This is a genomic window from Schaalia sp. ORNL0103 (assembly GCF_019429565.1).
Classification (GTDB): domain Bacteria; phylum Actinomycetota; class Actinomycetes; order Actinomycetales; family Actinomycetaceae; genus Pauljensenia.
Genome location: NZ_JAHXSA010000001.1, coordinates 850929 through 870422 on the forward strand (window position 1 = coordinate 850929; position 19494 = coordinate 870422).

At 65.5% G+C, this 19494-nt stretch carries 12 protein-coding genes; 4 read left to right on the forward strand and 8 right to left on the reverse strand.

The genetic code is table 11. The features are described 5' to 3' along the window. Positions 1 to 23: 23 nt before the first annotated feature. Positions 24 to 1247 carry a formate-dependent phosphoribosylglycinamide formyltransferase gene (gene purT, locus JJJ16_RS03825; RefSeq protein WP_219751443.1) on the reverse strand — a complete coding sequence of 408 codons (1224 nt, stop codon included), beginning with the start codon at positions 1245 to 1247 and terminating at the stop codon, positions 24 to 26. Beyond that, positions 1244 to 3259, reverse strand: a complete 2016-nt coding sequence (gene uvrC / locus JJJ16_RS03830; protein WP_219751444.1) for an excinuclease ABC subunit UvrC — start codon at positions 3257 to 3259, stop codon at positions 1244 to 1246. Before uvrC ends, purT begins: the two co-directional genes overlap by 4 nt. A 186-nt stretch (positions 3260 to 3445) precedes the next feature. On the opposite strand from uvrC, the gene glnA reads away from it, so the two are divergent. The 3 genes from glnA to JJJ16_RS03845 all read left to right on the forward strand — a co-directional run bounded on the left by glnA (position 3446) and on the right by JJJ16_RS03845 (position 8814). Beyond that, positions 3446 to 4870 carry a type I glutamate--ammonia ligase gene (gene glnA, locus JJJ16_RS03835; RefSeq protein ID WP_219751445.1) on the forward strand — a complete coding sequence of 475 codons (1425 nt, stop codon included), beginning with the start codon at positions 3446 to 3448 and terminating at the stop codon, positions 4868 to 4870. A gap of 115 nt (positions 4871 to 4985) precedes the next feature. Next, on the forward strand, positions 4986 to 6851 hold the full coding sequence (locus tag JJJ16_RS03840; protein WP_219751446.1) for an AMP-dependent synthetase/ligase: 1866 nt from the start codon (positions 4986 to 4988) through the stop codon (positions 6849 to 6851). A 46-nt stretch (positions 6852 to 6897) separates the two neighbouring features. After that, entirely contained in the window at positions 6898 to 8814 is a 1917-nt protein-coding gene (locus JJJ16_RS03845) for an AMP-dependent synthetase/ligase (RefSeq protein WP_219751447.1), read from the forward strand. A gap of 91 nt (positions 8815 to 8905) precedes the next feature. Here JJJ16_RS03845 and JJJ16_RS03850 read toward each other — a convergent pair whose 3' ends face one another. Together JJJ16_RS03850 and uvrA are read right to left on the reverse strand one after the other, a co-directional pair. Next, a complete protein-coding gene (locus tag JJJ16_RS03850; protein WP_219751448.1) occupies positions 8906 to 9400 on the reverse strand; it encodes a polysaccharide transporter in 495 nt (164 codons plus the stop codon). A 14-nt stretch (positions 9401 to 9414) separates the two neighbouring features. Beyond that, positions 9415 to 12279: an excinuclease ABC subunit UvrA gene (uvrA, locus tag JJJ16_RS03855; RefSeq protein WP_219751449.1), complete on the reverse strand. Its 2865-nt coding sequence runs from the start codon at positions 12277 to 12279 to the stop codon at positions 9415 to 9417. Positions 12280 to 12336: 57 nt separating this feature from the next. On the opposite strand from uvrA, the gene JJJ16_RS03860 reads away from it, so the two are divergent. After that, complete coding sequence (locus tag JJJ16_RS03860) at positions 12337 to 12618, forward strand: YciI family protein (protein WP_034466796.1); 282 nt, start codon at positions 12337 to 12339, stop codon at positions 12616 to 12618. A gap of 70 nt (positions 12619 to 12688) precedes the next feature. Here JJJ16_RS03860 and JJJ16_RS03865 read toward each other — a convergent pair whose 3' ends face one another. The 4 genes from JJJ16_RS03865 to uvrB form a co-directional block, all read right to left on the reverse strand. After that, positions 12689 to 15079 (reverse strand): HAD-IC family P-type ATPase, encoded by a 2391-nt coding sequence (locus JJJ16_RS03865; protein WP_219751450.1) that lies wholly within the window; start codon positions 15077 to 15079, stop codon positions 12689 to 12691. Beyond that, positions 15069 to 16067, reverse strand: a complete 999-nt coding sequence (locus tag JJJ16_RS03870) for a TerC/Alx family metal homeostasis membrane protein (RefSeq protein ID WP_034466793.1) — start codon at positions 16065 to 16067, stop codon at positions 15069 to 15071. Before JJJ16_RS03870 ends, JJJ16_RS03865 begins: the two co-directional genes overlap by 11 nt. A 58-nt stretch (positions 16068 to 16125) precedes the next feature. Next, positions 16126 to 17106 carry a TerC family protein gene (locus tag JJJ16_RS03875; protein ID WP_219751451.1) on the reverse strand — a complete coding sequence of 327 codons (981 nt, stop codon included), beginning with the start codon at positions 17104 to 17106 and terminating at the stop codon, positions 16126 to 16128. A gap of 282 nt (positions 17107 to 17388) precedes the next feature. Further along, the gene (gene uvrB / locus JJJ16_RS03880; RefSeq protein WP_318836519.1) at positions 17389 to 19473 is read right to left on the reverse strand and encodes an excinuclease ABC subunit UvrB; all 2085 of its coding nucleotides are present in this window, start codon (positions 19471 to 19473) and stop codon (positions 17389 to 17391) included. Between the last annotated feature and the right edge of the window lie 21 nt (positions 19474 to 19494).

Genomic DNA, 19494 nt, shown 5'->3' on the forward strand with positions numbered 1-19494 from the left:
GGCTGGTCGGGTGATGGGAGCTGTTAGGCGGAAGGCGCGGAGGCGTCGTCGATCGTGATGCCGGCGGCGGCGCGCCTGGCGATGACTCGCGATTCCTTCGGCGTGCTCGCGGTGGTGGCAACGACACCGACGCGCCTGCCGGCGCGGCTCACCGGCTTGCCGAAGATGCGTACGAGGTCGGCGGATTCGAGGGCGCGAGCAACACCGTTGTAGACGGGGACATCGACGGCGCTCGTCGACTTGATGACCGCCGACGCGCCCGGGGTAGTCTGGGCGGTCGAGACGGGCAGGCCGAGGATGGCGCGTGCGTGCAGCTCAAACTCGGACTGGGCTTGAGTCACCATCGTGACCATGCCGGTGTCGTGGGGGCGGGGCGAGAGCTCGGAGAACCAGACGTCGTCGCCCTTCACAAAGAATTCGACGCCGAAGATGCCGAGACACGGGCCGTTTCCGGCCTCAGCCAGGGCGTCGGTCACGGCCTTGGCCATCTGTCGCGCACCCTCGAGGGCGGCCTCGCTCATGGCCATGGGCTGCCAGGATTCGACGTAGTCGCCGCCCTCCTGGCGGTGACCAATCGGAGCGCAGAAGCTCGTCGTGACGTTGCCCGAAGCTGCGTCCCAGGAGCGCACGGTGAGCAGCGTGATCTCGTAGTCGAAGTCAACGCCCTCTTCGACAATGACGACGCCGGTCGTCGCACGCGCGTCTTCCTCGGCGTGTGCCCAGGCAGAGGCGGCCTGCTCGGGTCCCGTCACGCGGGACTGGCCGTGCCCGGAGGAGGACATCGTGGGCTTAACGAAAGCGGGGTAACCGACCTCGTCAAGAGCCGCGGCCAGCTCGGCCTCGCTGCGCGCGAAGCGGAAGGCCGATGTGCGCAGCCCGGGCAGGGATGCGGCAAGGTTGCGGATGCGTTGACGATCCATCGTCGCCTGGACGGCAAAGGCGTTGGGGACGACGCGCACGCCACGCGCTTCATAGGCGCTCAGCTCGTCTGTCGCGATGGCCTCGACCTCGGGAACAATGAGGTCAACGTCGACGCTGTCGAGCACCTCGCGCAGAGCCTGCGGGTCGCTCATGTCAAAGACGCGGGATTCGTCCGCAACCTGCATGGCGGGGGCGTTGGCGTAGGAGTCGCAGGCGATCACGGTACATCCGTAGCGTTGCAGGGCGATCACGACTTCCTTACCAAGTTCGCCCGATCCCAGCAGCAGCACGCGTGCCGGCAGCGGCACGGGAAGCGTCGTTGTCATGGTGTATCCTCCCTCGACGATGTCGCTAGCCTATCGCGGATCGTGCGCGCAAGGCCGAGTCCCACGCCCTTGACCTCGGCAATCTGCTCGGGCGTTGCCTCTCGAATCCGCTTCACAGAGCCGAAATGCTTGAGCAGCGCGGCCTGGCGCGCGGGTCCAAGCCCTGGGATGGAATCGAGGACCGAGCGGCGCTGGGCCTTCGACCGACGCTTGCGGTGCTTCGTGATCGCGAAGCGGTGGGACTCGTCGCGCAGATACTGCAGGAGGTACAGAGCCTCCGACGTGCGCGGGAGGATGAGCGGGAAGTCGTCGCCGGGGATCCACACCTCTTCGAGGCGCTTAGCCAGACCCACGACGGGTACGTCCGCGCCCACCGCGTCCAGAGCGGCGCGTGCGGCGTTGACCTGGGGTAGGCCGCCGTCCACGACGACAAGGTCGGGCCGGTAGGAGAAACGCTTGGGGCGTCCCGTCATCGCGTCGATCGGGCCGGAGGCGTAGGCGACGCCGTCTTCGTCCTCTCCGTCGACGCCGGCCTCCTCAGCGAGGAGCCGCGAGAAGCGGCGCGTGAGAACCTCGTTCATCGCGCTCGTGTCGTCGGGGGTTCCGTTTCCGTCCTCGCCGCGGATGTTGTAGGTGCGGTAGGCGTCCTTGCGCGGCATGCCGTCCTCGAACACAACCATCGAGGCAACCTGGTTCTCCCCGCCCGTGTGCGACACGTCGTAGCACTCGATGCGCAGGGGCGCGCCCGGCAGGTCGAGGTTTTCCGCGAGCTGCTCGAGTGCCTTCGAGCGCGCCGTAATGTCTCCCGCGCGCTTCGTGCGGTGCAGCGCGAGGGCTTGTCGGGCGTTCTCCGTGACCGTGTCCATGATCTGGGCCTTCGGGCCGCGCTTGGGCACGTGCACTGAGACGGACGCGCCGCGGATCTCGGCCAGCCACTTCGCGATGGTTTCCTTCTCCTCGGGCTCAACGGAGACGAGCACCTCGCGCGGGATTGCGGACGTCGGCGTGTGTGCGACGTCGTCCACGCTCACGGCCGCCACCTTGGCTGCCTTCCCGGCCCCGGCCTCGTCCGTCGACGCCGACGAGTACACCTGCTCGAGAAGGCGAGCCATGAGCGCCGCGTCGTCTGCGCCGTCCACGCGCTCGATGACCCAGCCGCGCGTGCCTCGGATGCGCCCACCGCGCACGTGGAAAACATGCACCGCAGCGTCCAAGTCGTCGCTCACGAGAGAGAACACGTCCGCGTCCGACCCGTCGTCGAGCACGACCGCGTTGCGCTCCAGCACCGTGCGCAGCGCCTTGACGTCATCGCGCAGCTTCGCCGCACGCTCGAAGTTGAGCTCCATGGAGGCCTGGCGCATCTGCTCCTCCAGGTCACGAATCACCGGGCCCGTGCGCCCCTCCATGAACTGGCACAGCCCCTCCGCGAGCTCGCGATGCTCCTCCATCGAGATGCGGCCCACGCACGGGGCCGCGCACTTGTCGATATAGCCGAGCAAACACGGACGCCCCTGCGCCTTCGCGCGCTGAAACACGCCCGCCGAACACGAGCGCATCGGAAAGACGCGCAGCAGCTGATCAATCGTCTCGCGGATCGCCCACACCTGCGTGTACGGGCCGAAGTAGCGCGATCCCGCCCGTTTGCGCTCCCGCGTCACCTGCACGCGCGGGAAACGCTCCCCCATCGACACCGCCAGGTAGGGGTAGGACTTATCGTCCTTAAACATGACGTTGAAACGCGGATTGAACTCTTTAATCCACGTGAACTCCAGCGTCAGCGCCTCGACCTCGGAGCGCACGACGGTCCACTGGACAGCGCTCGCGGTCGTCACCATCTGCTGGGTGCGCGGGTGCAGGTTCGCCAGGTCCTGGAAGTAGTTGGTGAGGCGATTGCGCAGGTTTTTGGCCTTGCCGACGTAGATGACGCGGCCCTGCGGGTCTGAGAATCGGTAGACGCCCGGCGAGGTCGGGATGTCTCCCGTGCGGGGTCGGTACGTCGAAGGATCTGCCACGCTCCCAGGGTACGAGGCCGGGGCTGGGCGTGCCCGGCACCCACCTTGGGCGTGCTGTATGTCATGAAACATTTGAATAATGAAACCAATACGCGCAGCCGCCACCTGTGGGCATATACTGGACTTGGTTGCGAATTGACCGATTCTTGACCTTTGAGTACAGCTCTCCCACAAAGAAGGACGTTCATGTTCACCTCCACCCAAGAGGTCGCAGACTTTATCTCCGAGCAGAACATTGAACTCGTCGACGTGCGCTTCTGCGACGTCCCCGGGGTTCAGCAGCACTTTACGATCCCCGTGAGCGAGTTCCTGGACGCCGCTTTGTCGGACGGCCTCATGTTCGACGGCTCCTCGGTCCGCGGATTCACCGCCATCCACGAGTCCGACATGAAGCTCATCCCGGACATCTCCTCCGCGTTCGTCGATCCGTTCCGTGATCGCAAGACCCTGGTCGTGAACTTCTCGATCGTCGATCCTTTCACCGACGAGCCCTTCTCGCGCGACCCGCGCCAGGTGGCCGCCAAGGCCGAGGCCTACCTGCGTTCGACCGGCATCGCGGACGAGTGCTTCATCGGCGCCGAGGCGGAGTTCTACCTCTTCGACGACGTGCGCTACCAGGTCACCCCGCACAACACCTTCTTCTCCGTTGACTCCCCCGAGGCGTACTGGAACACCGGTCGCGCCGAAGAGGGCGGCAACATGGGCTACAAGGTGCCCATCAAGGGCGGCTATTTCCCCGTCTCCCCCGCCGACAAGTACGCGGACGTGCGCGACGAGATGAGCCGCCTCCTCGAAGAGGTTGGCCTGACGATCGAGCGCGCCCACCATGAGGTCGGCTCGGGTGGCCAGCAGGAGATCAACTACCGCTTCGCGACGCTGCAGACCGCGGCCGACGACATGATGAAGTTCAAGTACGTCATCAAGAACTCCGCCCTCGAGTTCGGCCATTCCGCGACCTTCATGCCTAAGCCCCTGTTCGGCGACAACGGCTCGGGCATGCACACGCACATCTCGCTGTGGAAGAACGGCGAGCCCCTGTTCTACGACGAGCGCGGCTACGGCTCCCTGTCCGACACGGCCCGCTGGTTCATCGGCGGCCTGCTCGAGCACGCGCCCGCGCTCCTCGCCTTCACGAACCCGTCGGTGAACTCCTTCCGACGTCTCGTTCCCGGTTTCGAGGCCCCGATCAACCTCGTGTACTCGGCGCGCAACCGCTCCGCGTGCATCCGCATCCCCGTGACGGGCACGTCGCCCAAGGCCAAGCGCGTGGAATACCGAGTGCCGGACCCGAGCGCGAACCCCTACCTGGCGTTCTCCGCGTGCCTCATGGCGGGCATCGACGGCATTAAGCGCCGCATCGAACCGGCAGCCCCCATCGACAAGGACCTCTACGAGCTACCCCCGGCCGAATACCAGGACATCGCAAAGCTGCCCAGCTCGCTTGAGGCTGCGCTCGACGCGCTGCGCGAGGATCACGAGTTCCTCACCGAGGGCGACGTCTTCACGCAGGACCTGATCGACACGTGGCTGGAGTACAAGGAGACCAACGAGGTCGCCCCGATGCGCGCCTACCCGCACCCCTACGAGTACCAGATGTACTACGACCTGTGATCTAATCGTCACTCAGCGGCCCCCACCCCGATTAAGGGGCGGGGGCCGCGCCACAACCAGTAGACTCACATTGAACCTGTTGTTCAGTCTTTGAACCGACATCCCGGAGGACACGATGAAGCGCATGCGTGATGGCTCGTACACGATTAAGCCGGCCTACAAGGTCGGCGAACACGACATCGTTCCGGACATGCTGGCCAAGCGCGCGCTCCTACACCCCGACCAGGTGGCGGTCGAGCAGCGCTCTTCCGTCGGCTCCACGCGCTCCCTCACCACGTCTGAGCTCCAGCGCCAGGTCGAGTACACCGCCTGCGGCCTCATCGGCCTCGGCGTGCAGGCGGGCGACGCGGTCGCAATCCTGGCCCCGACCTCGTACGAGTGGCTCCTCCTCGACCTCGCGCTCCTGTCCATCGGCGCGATCACCGTCCCGATCTACGAGTCCGACTCCGCTGCCCAGATCGAGCACATCCTCACCGACGCGCACGTGACCCGCGTCTTCACGGCCACCACCCAGCAGGCCGAGCTCGTGCACTCCGTGGCCCCCGAGTACACCGTGGCGGTCGACTCCTTCGATCGCGGCGCCCAGCGCATGATCGCGCGCGCCGCCACCGGCATCACCATTGAGAACGTCGAGCAGCGCCGCGCGGCCATCTCCTCCTCTGACATCGCGACCATCATCTACACCTCCGGCACGACCGGAAACCCGAAGGGTGTGGCCCTGACGCACGCGAACTTCGTCGCGACCTCGGAAGGCGCGCGCCAGGTCCTCGGTGACGTCATCGACTCCCCCGAGACCCGCCTGCTCCTCTTCCTGCCCGTCGCCCACGTGCTCGCGCGCCTCGTCATGCACGTGATCCTGTCGGGCCAGGGCGTCCTCGGCTTCTCGCCCAGCATCAAGAACCTGCTGCCGGACATCCAGGCCTTCAAGCCCTCCGTGCTCCTCGTCGTGCCCCGCGTACTCGAGAAGGTCTACAACGCGGCCTCCTCCAAGGCGGGCGGCGGCATCAAGGGCCGCATGTTTGCGTGGAGCGCCAAGCAGGCGCGCACCTTCTCCGTGGCCTCCGAGAAGACCTTCGGCCCCGGCCTGTTCAAGAAGATGCGCCACGGCATCGCCGACGCGCTCGTCCTCAAGAAGATCCGCTCGGTTCTCGGCCCCAACCTGCGCTACATCGTCTCCGGCGGCGCGCCCCTGGCCACCGACCTCGCGCACTTCTACGCCGGCATGGGCATCACCCTCATCCAGGGCTACGGCCTGTCCGAGACCACCGGCCCGATCTCCGTCCAGCACATCGGCAAGAACCCCGTCGGCGGCGTCGGACTGCCCCTGCCCGGCAACTTCATCAAGATCGCCAAGGACGGCGAGATCCTCGTGCGCGGCCAGTCCGTCATGCCCGGCTACTACCACCTGCCCGAGCAGACCGCAGAGGTCATGCCCGACGGCAAGTGGTTCCACACCGGCGACCTGGGCTCGATAGACCGCAAGGGCCAGCTGACCATCACGGGCCGTAAGAAGGAACTTATCGTCACCGCAGGCGGAAAGAACGTGTCCCCCGAGGTCCTCGAGGACTCCCTGGCCACGCACCCGCTCATCGCGAACGTCATCGTCGTCGGTGATCAGCGCCCCTACGTCGGCGCCCTGTTCACCCTCGACGCCGACATGCTGCCCGACTGGCTGGCCAAGCACGGCCTGCCGCAGTGCTCGCCCACCGAGGCGGCCGAGCTGCCCGCCGTTCGCGAGTCTCTCGAGAAGGCTGTCGAGCGCGCGAATAAGGCCGTCTCCCGCGCCGAGTCGATCCGTAAGTTCCGTATCATCGATGCCACCTTCACCGTCGAGAACGGCTACGTGACGCCGTCGATGAAGCTGCGCCGCCGCAAGGTTATCGCCGACTACGCCCACGAGATCGACGCCCTGTATGGCGGCCCCGTCTCCGCCGAGCAGCCTAAGAAGCGCGGGCTTTTCGGTCGCGGCAAGAAGAACTGATCCCACCACGCACGGCGCTCAGCGCCCACCCCACGAAAGGACCGCAATGACGGTACGCAGGCTCGCCGACGGCTCATGGGAGTCGATCGCGACCCGAGAAGCCACCGAGGACATGAACCTGCCGAAGATGCTCCACCAGCGCGCGGCGTCTCACCCCGGGCAGGTCGCGATCGAGCGCCGCTCCAACGTCGGCGCGTGGCGCCCCGTCACGATGGAGACCTTCCTCGGCGAAGCCGACTCGATTGCGCGAGGCCTCATCGGCATCGGGCTCGAGCCCGGCGACCACCTGGCGATCCTGGCCCCCACCTCCTACGAGTGGGCGCTCATCGACGTGGCCGCGCTGTCCTGCGGCGCCATCACCGTGCCGATCTACGAGACGGACTCCGCGTCGCAGATCGCGCACATCCTGGCCGACGCCAACGTACGCATCGTCATCACGGCCACCACGCAGCAGGCCGAGCTGGTCGAATCCGTGCGCACCGACGGCGTGCGCCATATCCTCTCCCTGGACCGCGGGGCCGAGCGCGTCCTGACCGGCGCCGCACAGGGCGTGACCGTCGAGCAGGTGCGAGAGCGCACCGACGCCGTGACGCTTCGCGACGAGGCAACGGTCATCTACACCTCCGGCACGACCGGCATGCCCAAGGGCGTCGTGCTGACGCACGGCAACTTCATCTCGCCGATGCTGCAGGCCTACGATTTCCTGCCCCTCCTCATTAACGACCCGAAGTCGCGTTCCCTGCTCTTCCTACCGGTTGCCCACGTGCTCGCGCGTTTCGTCATGTACTGCCTGCTCGCAGGCCAGGGCGTCACCGCGTTCTCCCCCGACACGCGCAACCTGGTCAACGACATCGCGACCTTCAAGCCGACAATGCTCCTCGTAGTCCCGCGCGTCATGGAAAAGGTCTACAACGCCGCGGCGGCGAAGGCTGGCGGCGGCATGAAGGGCCGTATGTTCGCCTGGGCCGCCAAGCAGGCGCGCGCCCTGTCCAAGGCCACCGCCTACGTCGACTCTCCCCTGCCTGAGTCCGCCGTCGCAGGTCCCGGCCCGGACACGACGCCCATTCCCGACGCATCGGCGATGCCCTCCCCCGGCCCGTCCACCGCGCTCAAGCTGCGCGGCCGCGTCGCCGACGCGCTGGTCCTGTCGAAGGTACGCGCGATCCTGGGCCCGAACCTGCACACCATCATCTCGGGCGGCGCTCCCCTGGCCCTCGACCTGGCGAACTTCTATCGAGGCCTGGGCATCACGCTGCTGCAGGGCTACGGCCTATCCGAGACGACCGGCCCGATCTCCGTGGAGACGCCCCAGGACTTCCCGCCGGACTCGGTGGGCTTCCCCTGGCCCGGCAACCGCATGAAGATCGCTCCCGACGGCGAGCTGCTCGTCCAGGGCATCTCCGTGTCGAAGGGCTACCACAACCTGCCCGAGGCAACGGCTGAGGCTTACGTCGACGGCTGGTTCAAGACCGGCGACCTCGCCTCCATCGACGATCGCGGCCACCTGCGGATCACGGGCCGCAAGAAGGAGCTCATCGTCACCGCAGGTGGAAAGAACGTCTCCCCCGAGATCCTCGAAGAGTCCCTGTCGACGCACCCGCTCATCGCGAACATCATCGTTGTTGGCGACAACCGTCCGTACATCGGCGCGCTCATCGCCCTGGACACGGAGATGCTGCCCGAGTGGCTGGCCACCCACGGCCTGCCCGTCGTGGATGCTGCGCAGGCCGCGAACCTGCCCGAGGTGCGCGACTCGCTCGAGAAGGCGATTGCCCGCGCCAACAAGGCGGTCTCTCGCGCCGAGTCGATCCGCCGCTACCGCATCGTCAACGCGGCGTTCACGGTGGAAAACGGCTACATGACGCCCTCCCTCAAGCTCAAGCGCCGCCGTGTCCTGGCCGACTACGCCGACGAGGTCGACGCGCTGTACGCGTCTGGCGAGGCAGCGAAGAATCAGGAGTAACCCGGCGACCCGACCGGGGATCCCGAACCAACGAAGTGGCCCCGGCCTCGTTCATCGACGAGGTCGGGGCCACTTCGTGCGTTCATGCCTCCTAATCCCGGCTATTGCGACCGGCGACGAATGCACAGAAGGGAGCGAGGAGGACAGCGACGCCCGCGACGGGCAGCGGAATCCAGTACGCCAGACGGTAGGCAAACTCCATGATGCCGGCGATCGCCATCGCGACCACGAGGAACAGGTGAAAGGCCCTCGACCACAGGAATCCACTCGATCCACCGCTCCACAGAGACACGAGCGTCATCAGCAAGAAGACGAACGCAACCGTATAGAGCGCGCCCACCATGCCCATCAGCCACGTGTGCCGGGCCTCGGCCTGCACGAGAACGCACAAGCTCAGGTTTCCGATGCCCGCCACGAAGCCGCAGCTCAGGCCAAAGACGCGCGATCTGCCGACCCCGCGTGCCATGAGCGCGGAGATCGTGAGCGCGGCTGCGACGCCCATGAGCGCAATGACGATCAGGTGGACCCATGCTGGCCAGTAGTACATGTGGCCGAAATACCGGTAACCAGGAAGCATAAGGCCCATCCTAGCCGTTCACACTACTGGGCAGCTGCGTCGCGCGCGGCCTCCTTCGCGAGAACCTCGGCGAGGTACTGGCCGGTGAAGGATTCCTCAACCGTTGCGACCTCTTCGGGCGTGCCCTGCGCAACGACCGTGCCGCCTCCAGCGCCACCTTCGGGACCCATGTCGATGATCCAGTCGGCGCTCTTGATGACGTCCAGGTTGTGCTCGATAACGATGACGGTGTTGCCCTTGTCAGCGAGCGACTGGAGCACCAGGAGGAGCTTGCGGATGTCTTCGGAGTGTAGGCCGGTCGTGGGCTCGTCGAGCACGTACACCGTGCGGCCGGTCGAGCGTCGCTGCAGCTCGGAGGCCAGCTTCACGCGCTGAGCCTCACCGCCCGACAGGGTCGTGGCGCTCTGGCCGAGGCGCACGTAGCCCAGGCCCACCTCGACGAGCGTGTTGAGGTGGCGGGCGATGCGCGAGATCGGTGCGAAGAACTGCGCGGCCTCCGCAATCGGCATGTCGAGGACATCCGCGACGGTCTTGCCCTTGTACTCAACCTCGAGGGTCTCGCGGTTGTAGCGGGCGCCGTGGCAGACCTCGCAGGGCACGTAGACGTCGGGCAGGAAGTTCATCTCGATCTTCAGGGTGCCGTCGCCCTTGCAGGACTCGCAGCGCCCACCCTTGACGTTGAAGGAGAAGCGTCCCGGACCGTAACCGCGCACCTTCGCCTCCTGCGTCTCAGCGAAAAGCTTGCGGATCTGATCCCACACACCCGTGTACGTCGCCGGATTCGAGCGCGGCGTCCGACCAATCGGGCTCTGGTCCACGTGCACGACCTTGTCAAGCTGCTCGATGCCCGTGATCGTGCGGTGGCGTCCGGGTACCATGCGCGCGCCGTTCAGACGCGAGGCCAGGGTGCGATACAGGATGCCGTTGACGAGCGTCGACTTACCGGAACCAGACACGCCGGTGACGGCGGTGAGCACGCCGAGCGGGAAGGACACGTCAACATTCTTCAGGTTGTTTTCGCGCGCGCCCTTGACGGTCACGACGCGCTTCTTGTCAATCGGGCGTCGCGTCGGCGGCAGAATGATGCGGCGCTTGCCGGACAGGTACTGGCCGGTCAGCGACTTGCGGTTCTTGAGCAGTTCCGAGAGCGGGCCCGAGTGCACGACCCAGCCGCCGGTCTCGCCGGCACCGGGGCCGATGTCGACGATCCAGTCGGCGGCCTCCATCGTTTCCTCGTCGTGCTCGACGACGATGAGCGTGTTGCCCAGGTCCCTCAGGCGCTCGAGGGTGGCGATGAGCTTGCGGTTGTCGCGCTGGTGCAAGCCGATCGAAGGCTCGTCGAGGACGTAGAGGACGCCGACGAGGCCGGAGCCGATCTGCGTGGCCAGGCGGATACGCTGCGCCTCGCCACCCGACAGCGTGCCGGCACCACGCGACAGCGTCAGGTAGGTAAGTCCAACATCGACGAGGAAGGCCAGGCGGGCCTCGATCTCCGTGAGGATGGGCGCGGCGATCGAGCGGGCGCGCTGCTCGAGCTCGACGTCGGCGAGGAACGCGCGAGCGTCCGCGATCGACATGTCGGACAGCTCCGCGATCGACTTGTCGCCGATGCGCACGGCGAGAACCTCGGGCTTGAGACGCGCACCGTGGCACGTCGGGCACGGGATCTCGCGCATGTAGGAGTCGAGCTTCTCCGAGACGGCCGCGGACTCGGTTTCCTCGCGCTTGCGCTCGATGTACTTGACGGCGCCCTCGAAGCCCGTCGTATAGGAGCGCTCGCGACCCCAGCGGTTACGGAACTTGACGGTGACCTCGTAGTCCTTGCCGTACAGGACCGCGTCCTTAACCTTCTTGGGCAGGGACTTCCAGGGTGTGCCCATCGCGAAGCCCAGTTCCTTGGCGAGCGATTCGAGGAGCTTCTTGTGGTACTTGAAGTTCGAGTTCCACGGGATGACCGCGCCGTCGGCGAGGGAGAGTTCCTCGTCGGGCACGACCAGCTCGGGGTCGACCTCGAGGCGGAACCCGAGGCCCGCGCAGTCGGGGCAGGCACCGTACGGCGCGTTGAAGGAGAAGGTCCGCGGCTCGATCTCGTCAAGCATCAGCGGGTGGTCGTTGGGGCACGCACGCTTCTCGGAGAAGCGGCGGCGGCGCTCGGGATCATCGGCATCAAGGTCGACGCACTCGATGACGACGAGGCCATCCGACAGGCGCAGGGCGGTCTCGACGGAGTCGGTGAGGCGCTGGCGCATGCCCTCGCGCACAACGAGACGGTCGACGACGACCTCGATCGTGTGCTTGAGCTTCTTCTCCAGCTTGGGTGCGTTCTCGAGGCGAACCATCTCATCATCGATAATCGCGCGCGTGTAGCCCTCGGAGCGAAGCTCATCGATGAGGTCCTGGTACTCGCCCTTACGGCCGCGCACGACCGGGGAAAGCACCTGGAACCGCGTGCCCTCATCCATCGTGCGCACACGGTCGACGATCTGCTGAGGTGTCTGCGCCTGAATGCGGGCGCCACACTCGGGGCAGTGCGCCACGCCCGCGCGGGCGTAGAGCAGACGCAGGTAGTCGTGGATCTCCGTGATCGTGCCGACGGTCGAGCGCGGGTTGCGCGAGGTCGACTTCTGGTCGATGGAGACGGCGGGCGACAGACCTTCGATGAAGTCCACGTCGGGCTTGTCCATCTGTCCGAGGAACTGGCGCGCATACGAGGACAGTGACTCCACGTAGCGGCGCTGTCCCTCGGCAAAAATCGTGTCGAAGGCGAGGGACGACTTACCGGATCCTGACAGGCCGGTGAAGACGATCATGGAGTCACGGGGTAACTCGAGGTTCACGTCTTTGAGGTTGTGTTCGCGGGCACCCTGGATGATTAGCTTGTCATGCACCATTCGATACTATCCGCCATCTAGGCAAATGCCGGGATCAGGGCTAGTGTTATGCGTATGGCTTACTATGCAGTTGAATACGTCTACAACCCGTCGATGACCGAGACCATGGACGAGGTTCGCCCGACGCACCGCGCGTTCCTGTCCGGCCTGCTCGAGCAGGGGATCAACATCGCATCCGGTCCCCTCGTTGGCGAGATCCCCGGCGCCCTGATCCTCATCAACGCCGAGAGCCAGGCCGACGTCGAGCGCATACTCAACGAGGACCCCTTCTACGTCGCCGAGGTCATCCAGGCGCGCCTGATCCGCGAGTGGAACCCCGTCATCCGGGCGTTCTGATCACAGCAAACGAACGAGGCCGGGGCCGGGTGATTCACCCGGCTCCGGCCTCGACTCGTATTAAGCGGTCTCAGCCCTCCAGTGAACGGGCGAACTGGCGCGCGTAGAAGATGCGCTGAGCAACCTCGACGAGGAGGGCCGCGCAGGCACCGACGCACGCGATGACGAGCCACTCGTATCCGCTCGGCGCGACCATCGAGAAGAAGTGGCGCACAGGCGGAATGAGCACGCCGCCCACGGTCGCGGAGATGACGCTCGCCAGCAGGACCCACTTCCAGGTCGAGAGCGGGCGCGACGTGATGACGAGCAGCCAGATGGCACCCAGCATGAGGGAAAGAATCGCGGCCGTGGACTCGCGCGCCTGCGGCGGGCCATCAACGATACCGAAGGCCGTGAGGGCTGCCGCCGCCAGGATGATGCCCGTGGGCATCGCGAGCGACAGCGTACGCTTCAGGAATCCGGGCACGTAGCGGCGCGGGTTCGGCCACAGCGCCAGGAAGAACGCGGGAATACCGATGGTCAGCGAGTCGATGTAGCTGAACTGGCGGGGCAGGAACGGATAACGCCAGCCAACCAGGGCCGTCACGATGACAAGGACGGCAGCGTAGGTGGTCTTCGCCAGGAACAGCGAGGACACGCGTTCCATGTTGGCGATGATGCGGCGGCCCTCCGAGAGAACACCCGGCAACACCGAGAACTTCGAGTCCACGAGAACGATCTGCGCGACCGCCTTCGTGGCCTGCGTGCCGTTCCCCATCGCGATACCCAGGTCGGCGTCCTTGAGCGCGAGCGCGTCGTTCACGCCGTCTCCCGTCATAGCCACGCAGTGATCGCGTGCCTGGAGCGCACCGACCATCGCGCGCTTCTGCTCGGGAGTCACGCGCCCGAACACGTCGTGGTTCTCGATCGCGTCGATAAACGCCTCAGAGGTCAGGTCTTCGGGCAGGTCACGCGCGTCCATGAGGCGCGCGGGCGTGCCGTCGGGCGCCGTCAGGCCTGCCTGCGCGGCCAGCGCACCCACCGTCGTCGGATTGTCGCCCGAGATGACGCGCACGTGCACATCCTGGGAACGGAAGTAGTCGAGAGTCTCGGCCGCGTCGGGGCGCAGATCCTCCTCGAGGACCACAAGCGCGGCAACCGAACGGCGCACGGGAAGCTCGTCGTCCGCCACAGCCTCATCGGCGTGGACGAGGGCCACCACGCGGGAGCCTTCCTGCGCGATGCCCCGCACCTTCGCAAGGAGATCGGCATTGGCAGCCGAGGCCTCGTCAATGACGAACTCGGGGGCGCCGAGGATCCAGGATTCGTGCCCGCTCCCCCACGCACTCCACTTGCGGGCCGAGGAGAAGGGGACGGACCACTCAATCCGATCGGACGCGCCGGAGCGCTCAGATTCGCCCAGGTGCTCCCAAATGGCTTCCGCTGTCGCGTTGGTACGGTCGCTCGCGGCGCTCGCCAGTGCGCGAAGCACCACGACTTCGTCACCGGAAACGACCTCGACGCCCCGCACGCGAATGCCGCCGGTGGTGAGCGTACCCGTCTTGTCGAGGCACAGGCAGTCCACGCGCGCGAGGACCTCAACAGCGGGAAGTTCCTGGACGAGTACACCGCGGCGTGCCAGCGTCGCCGATCCGATCGCGAAGTTCATGGACGTCAGGAGCACCAGGCCCTGCGGGATCATGCCGATCACCGAGGCGACCGAGAGCACGAGGGCCTCGCGCCAGTCTCCCCCGTGACCGCCGGCGATGCGATTCTGCGAGTAGAAGGTCAGGACGACGATGGGAAGCAGCATCACGGAAACGACCTGCAGCACCCGATTGATCGACGTCTGGATCTCCGAGACCGTACGCGTGAAGGCACGCGCCTGCTCGGACAGGCCCTGCGCGTAGACGCGCTCGCCGACAGCCGTGGCCACCATGCGACCAGCACCCGCGACGACGCTCGTGCCGGCCAACAGCTGATCGCCCTGCTTCTTCTTCACCGGGCGCGACTCGCCGGTCAGCAGCGACTCATCGATTTCGAGGCCCGCCGAGGACAGAACCGTACCGTCCACGCTCACCTGATCGCCGAGCGTCAGATCGATGACGTCGTCAAGCACGACGTCACGTGCGGGGACGACCGACAGGGTGCCGTCACGCAGGACGGTCGCCTGCGGAGCATCGACGATAGCGAGCGAGTCGAGGGTTCGCTTGGCACGCAGCTCAGAAACAATGCCGATCACCGCGTTGATGATCATCACGCCGCCGAAAATGCCATCACGCAGGTCGCCGAACAGCAGCACGATCACGGACGCCGCGACGATGATCGCGTTGAACAACGTCAGGACGTTCTCGCGGATGATCGACGCCACCGAGCGGGACGTACGATCCTTCACCCGGTTGACCGCGCCGCGGGCGACGCGCTCGGCGACCTCGGCGGCGCTCAGGCCATGTTCATCGATCGTCAGGCTGTCAGCGCTCATCGGCACCCTCCTCGTCCATCGCGCTGCGCACCAGCGACGCAATCACGGTGACCACCAGAGTCACGACGATGACTCCCAGCGACACAGACACCGAAATCTCCGGTGCCCACTCGAAGCCGTGGCCCCCATTGATGAACGGCAGCGTGTTGGCATGCAGGGCCTCAAGAATCAGCTTAATGCCGATAAAGCTCAGGATGACGCCGAGACCGTAACCCAGGTACACGAGCTTGCCGAGGAGCGCGTCCACCAGGAAGAACAGCTGTCGCAGCCCCATGAGTGCAAACACGTTGCACGCAAACACCAGGAATGCCTGCGATGTGATGCCGAAGATCGCGGGGATCGAGTCGAAAGCAAACATGAGGTCGGCAGACCCCAGGGCCAGCACGACGACGAACAGCGGGGTGAGGTACGTGCGCCCACCGTGACGGTACAGCATGCGGTCGCCGATAAAGCCGTCCGTGATGGGCAGGACTCGGCGTACGACGCGGATGAAGGCGTTCTCCTCGTACTCCTCCTCGTCGCCGCCACCGGTCGCGGTCTCCTTAATCTGCGAGAAAGCAGTCCACAGCAGCCACACGCCGAAAATGAAGAACACCCAGGAGAAGCGCGCCACCAGCGCGGCACCCAGCAGAATGAACACGAGGCGCAACAGCAGTGCGATGACGATGCCGAAGAGCAGCGCCTTCTGCTGGTTCTCTCGCGGGACCCTGAATGCTTTCAGGATCAGGATGAACACGAAAAGGTTGTCCACGGAGAGTGACCATTCCATCGCCCATCCCGCGTAGAACTCCTGGGCGTACAGCCACCCGTTGGTGAGCCAGATTCCGACGCCGAAGACGGCCGCCAACCCCACGTAGAACAGCGTCCAGCGCGCCGCCTCGGCAGCGGTCGGCGGATGGGGATTACGGGCGTGCCCAAGGAAATCGAGCGCGACGAGACCGATGGCAACGAGGGCCAGAATGCCCCACGCCCACGGGTGAACAACCATGTGTACCTCTTAACTATCCGACCATGGAATTTTACCGCTGCCCCACGGTCGACTCATGTCACGCGCGCCGTTTGCTGGAAACCGCGAGGGAGGCCACGACCGTGACCAGGATCGTCACGACGATGAAGCCCAGCGAGAACGCGATGGACGGCTCGGGGATCGCAGCTACCTCGTGTCCGCCATTGATGAAGGGCAGCTCGTTGGTGTGCAGGGCGTGGTTGATCAGCTTGAAGCCGATAAAACCGAGAATCGCGGCCAGGCCGTAGTGAAGGAACACGATGCGGTCGAGCAGGCCGTCGATGAGGAAGTACAGCTGGCGCAGGCCAAGCAGCGAGAACGCGTTGGCCGCAAACACCAGGTACGCCTCGGAGGTCAGCGAGTAAATCGCGGGGATCGAGTCGACGGCAAACATGACGTCGGCGGTGCCGATCGCGATGACGCACAACAGCATCGGCGTGATGTAGGTGCGTCCGCCGTGGCGGTAGAGCATGCGCGAGCCGATAAATCCGTCGGTGACGGGCACGACTTTTGACACCCAGCGCACGATTGACGGCGGGCGGTACTCCTCGTCGTCGTCATCGCTGGAGCCTTCGCGAACCTGGCTGATTGCTGTCCACAGCAGCCACGCGCCGAACAGATAGAAGACCCACGAGAAGTTTTCGATAAGCGCAGCACCAGCCAGAATGAAGATGAGGCGCAGAACCAGGGCGATGATGATGCCGGCGAGCAGCACCTCCTGCTGGTTTTTCCTGGGTACGCGGAAGGTGGAGAGGATGATGACGAACACGAACAGGTTGTCAATACTCAGCGCTTTTTCGGTGATATAGCCGCCGAGGTATTCCTGGCCGTATTGGGGTCCCCAGACCGCCCAGACGATGGCGCCGAAAATAAGGGCGATCGCGATGTAGGCGACGGACCACCAGGTCGCTTCCTTGAGCGTGGGTTCGTGGGGTGTGCGGACGTGGGCGACGATGTCGACGACGATCATGGTCAGGATGATGCCAGCCAGGACTATCCAGGCAAGGGCGTGCACGTGCATACGTGGGGCCTCCGGTACGAGTCGGGTACCGGAGGTCTCCTCCCGCCAGGAAATCCTGGCCGGTGACGCCGGAGGCCGCGCCGCATGGGCGGGCCGTCGTGATGACGACGCCACTGTTGGTGGGAGTACTCCCCTCCGCTTACACCTCTATCCTAGTCGGAAGCACCCGATCCCAGGCGATTCATGACAAGTGGCGTCTGTCGCCTTCACGATGCCGGCCGCTCCCGATAGACGAGGCCGGGGCCGACCCACGCTCACAGGAAACCTGGGCGGGGGCCGTCGTCAGTGGGCGCGCTTCATGGCGCGCAGTTCCTTCTTCAGGTCTTCGATTTCGTCACGCAGGCGAGCCGCGACCTCGAATTGGAGGTGCTGGGCGGCGGTCATCATCTGGGCGGACAGCTCCTCGATGAGTTCGGCGAGCTCGGCTTCGGCGCGCTGACCCGATGTCGCGGCGCGGCCGCCGCCGGTCGCGTCGCTACGCTCCCGCTTGCTCTTCTCCTTGCGGTACCCGCCCTCAAGGAGGGTCTGCGTATCAACCTGCTCGCGGGCAAGCATGTCGGTGACGTCGGAGATCTTCTTGCGCAGCGGCTGCGGGTCGATGCCGTGTTCCTTGTTGTAGGCGATCTGGATCTCACGGCGACGCATCGTCTCCGAGATGGCCTCGTTCATAGAATCCGTCATGTTGTCCGCGTACATATGGACCTCACCGGACACGTTTCGTGCTGCACGACCGATCGTCTGGATGAGCGAGCGGGTGGAGCGCAGGAAGCCTTCCTTGTCCGCATCGAGGATCGACACGAGGGAGACCTCGGGCAGGTCCAGGCCCTCACGCAGCAGGTTGATGCCGACGAGCACGTCGAAGGTGCCCAGGCGCAGCTCGCGCAGCAGCTCGACGCGGCGCAGGGTGTCGACGTCGGAGTGCAGGTATTCAACCTTGACGCCGCGCTCGGCAAGGTAGGTCGTGAGCTCCTCGGCCATCTTCTTCGTCAAGGTGGTGACGAGGACTCGTTCGTCACGTTCCACACGCACACGCACCTGCTCGAGGAGATCGTCGATCTGCCCCTCGGTGGGCTTGACGACGACGAGCGGGTCGACGAGTCCCGTCGGGCGAATGATCTGCTCGACGACACCGTCGGAGCGCTCGAGCTCGTAGGGGCCGGGGGTCGCCGACAGGTAGACGGTCTGTCCGATGCGCTGGGTGAACTCGTCCCACTTCAGGGGGCGGTTGTCCATCGCCGAGGGCAGGCGGAAGCCGTAGTCGACGAGAGTGCGCTTACGGGACATGTCCCCCTCGAACATCGCGCCGATCTGCGGGACGGTCACGTGCGACTCGTCGATGATGAGCAGGAAGTCGTCGGGGAAGTAGTCCAGCAGCGTGTGCGGGGGCGTTCCGGGCCCGCGCCCGTCGATGTGGCGCGAATAGTTCTCGACGCCCGAGCACGAGCCGATTTCCTTGAGCATCTCCAGGTCGAAGGTGGTGCGCATACGCAGGCGCTGCTCCTCAAGCAGCTTGTTCTGACCGCGGAACCACGCGAGGCGATCATCGAGCTCATCCTCGATGGAGGCGATCGCCTTCTTCATGCGTTCCTCGCCGGCCACGTAGTGCGAGGCCGGGAACAGGTAGGTGTGATCCACGTGATCGATCACATCGCCGGTGAGCGGGTGGAGAACTGCAAGAGACTCGATCTCGTCGCCGAACATCTCGATGCGGATCGCGAGCTCCTCGTACACGGGGATGATCTCGATCGTGTCGCCGCGCACGCGGAAGGTACCGCGCGTGAAGGCCATATCGTTACGGACGTACTGCATGGCGACGAAGCGGCGCAGCAGCGCGTCGCGGTCGATGATCATGCCCCGCTCGAGCTCAATCATGCGAGCCACGTATTCCTCGGGCGTGCCGAGGCCGTAGATGCAGGACACCGAGGAGACGACGACCGTGTCGCGCCTCGTCAGCAGCGAGTTCGTAGCGCTGTGGCGCAGCCGCTCGACCTCGTCGTTGATCGAGGAGTCCTTCTCGATGAACGTGTCCGTCTGGGGGACGTAGGCCTCGGGCTGGTAGTAGTCGTAGTAGGAGACAAAGTACTCGACGGCGTTGTTCGGAAGCAGCTCGCGGAACTCGGCCGCGAGCTGGGCGGCGAGCGTCTTATTCGGCTCGAGAACCAGAGCGGGACGCTGCAGCTCCTCGATCAGCCATGCCGTGGTGGCGCTCTTACCCGTGCCCGTCGCACCCATGAGGACGACGTCCTGTTCGCCGTCGCGGATGCGCGCAGCCAGCTCCCGGATGGCCTTGGGCTGGTCACCCGACGGCGTGTACGGGGAGATGACCTCGAAAGGCTTGTTCTGGCGGGTCACGACGTTATTGCTCACGCTCCTACGCTACCGCCCAGG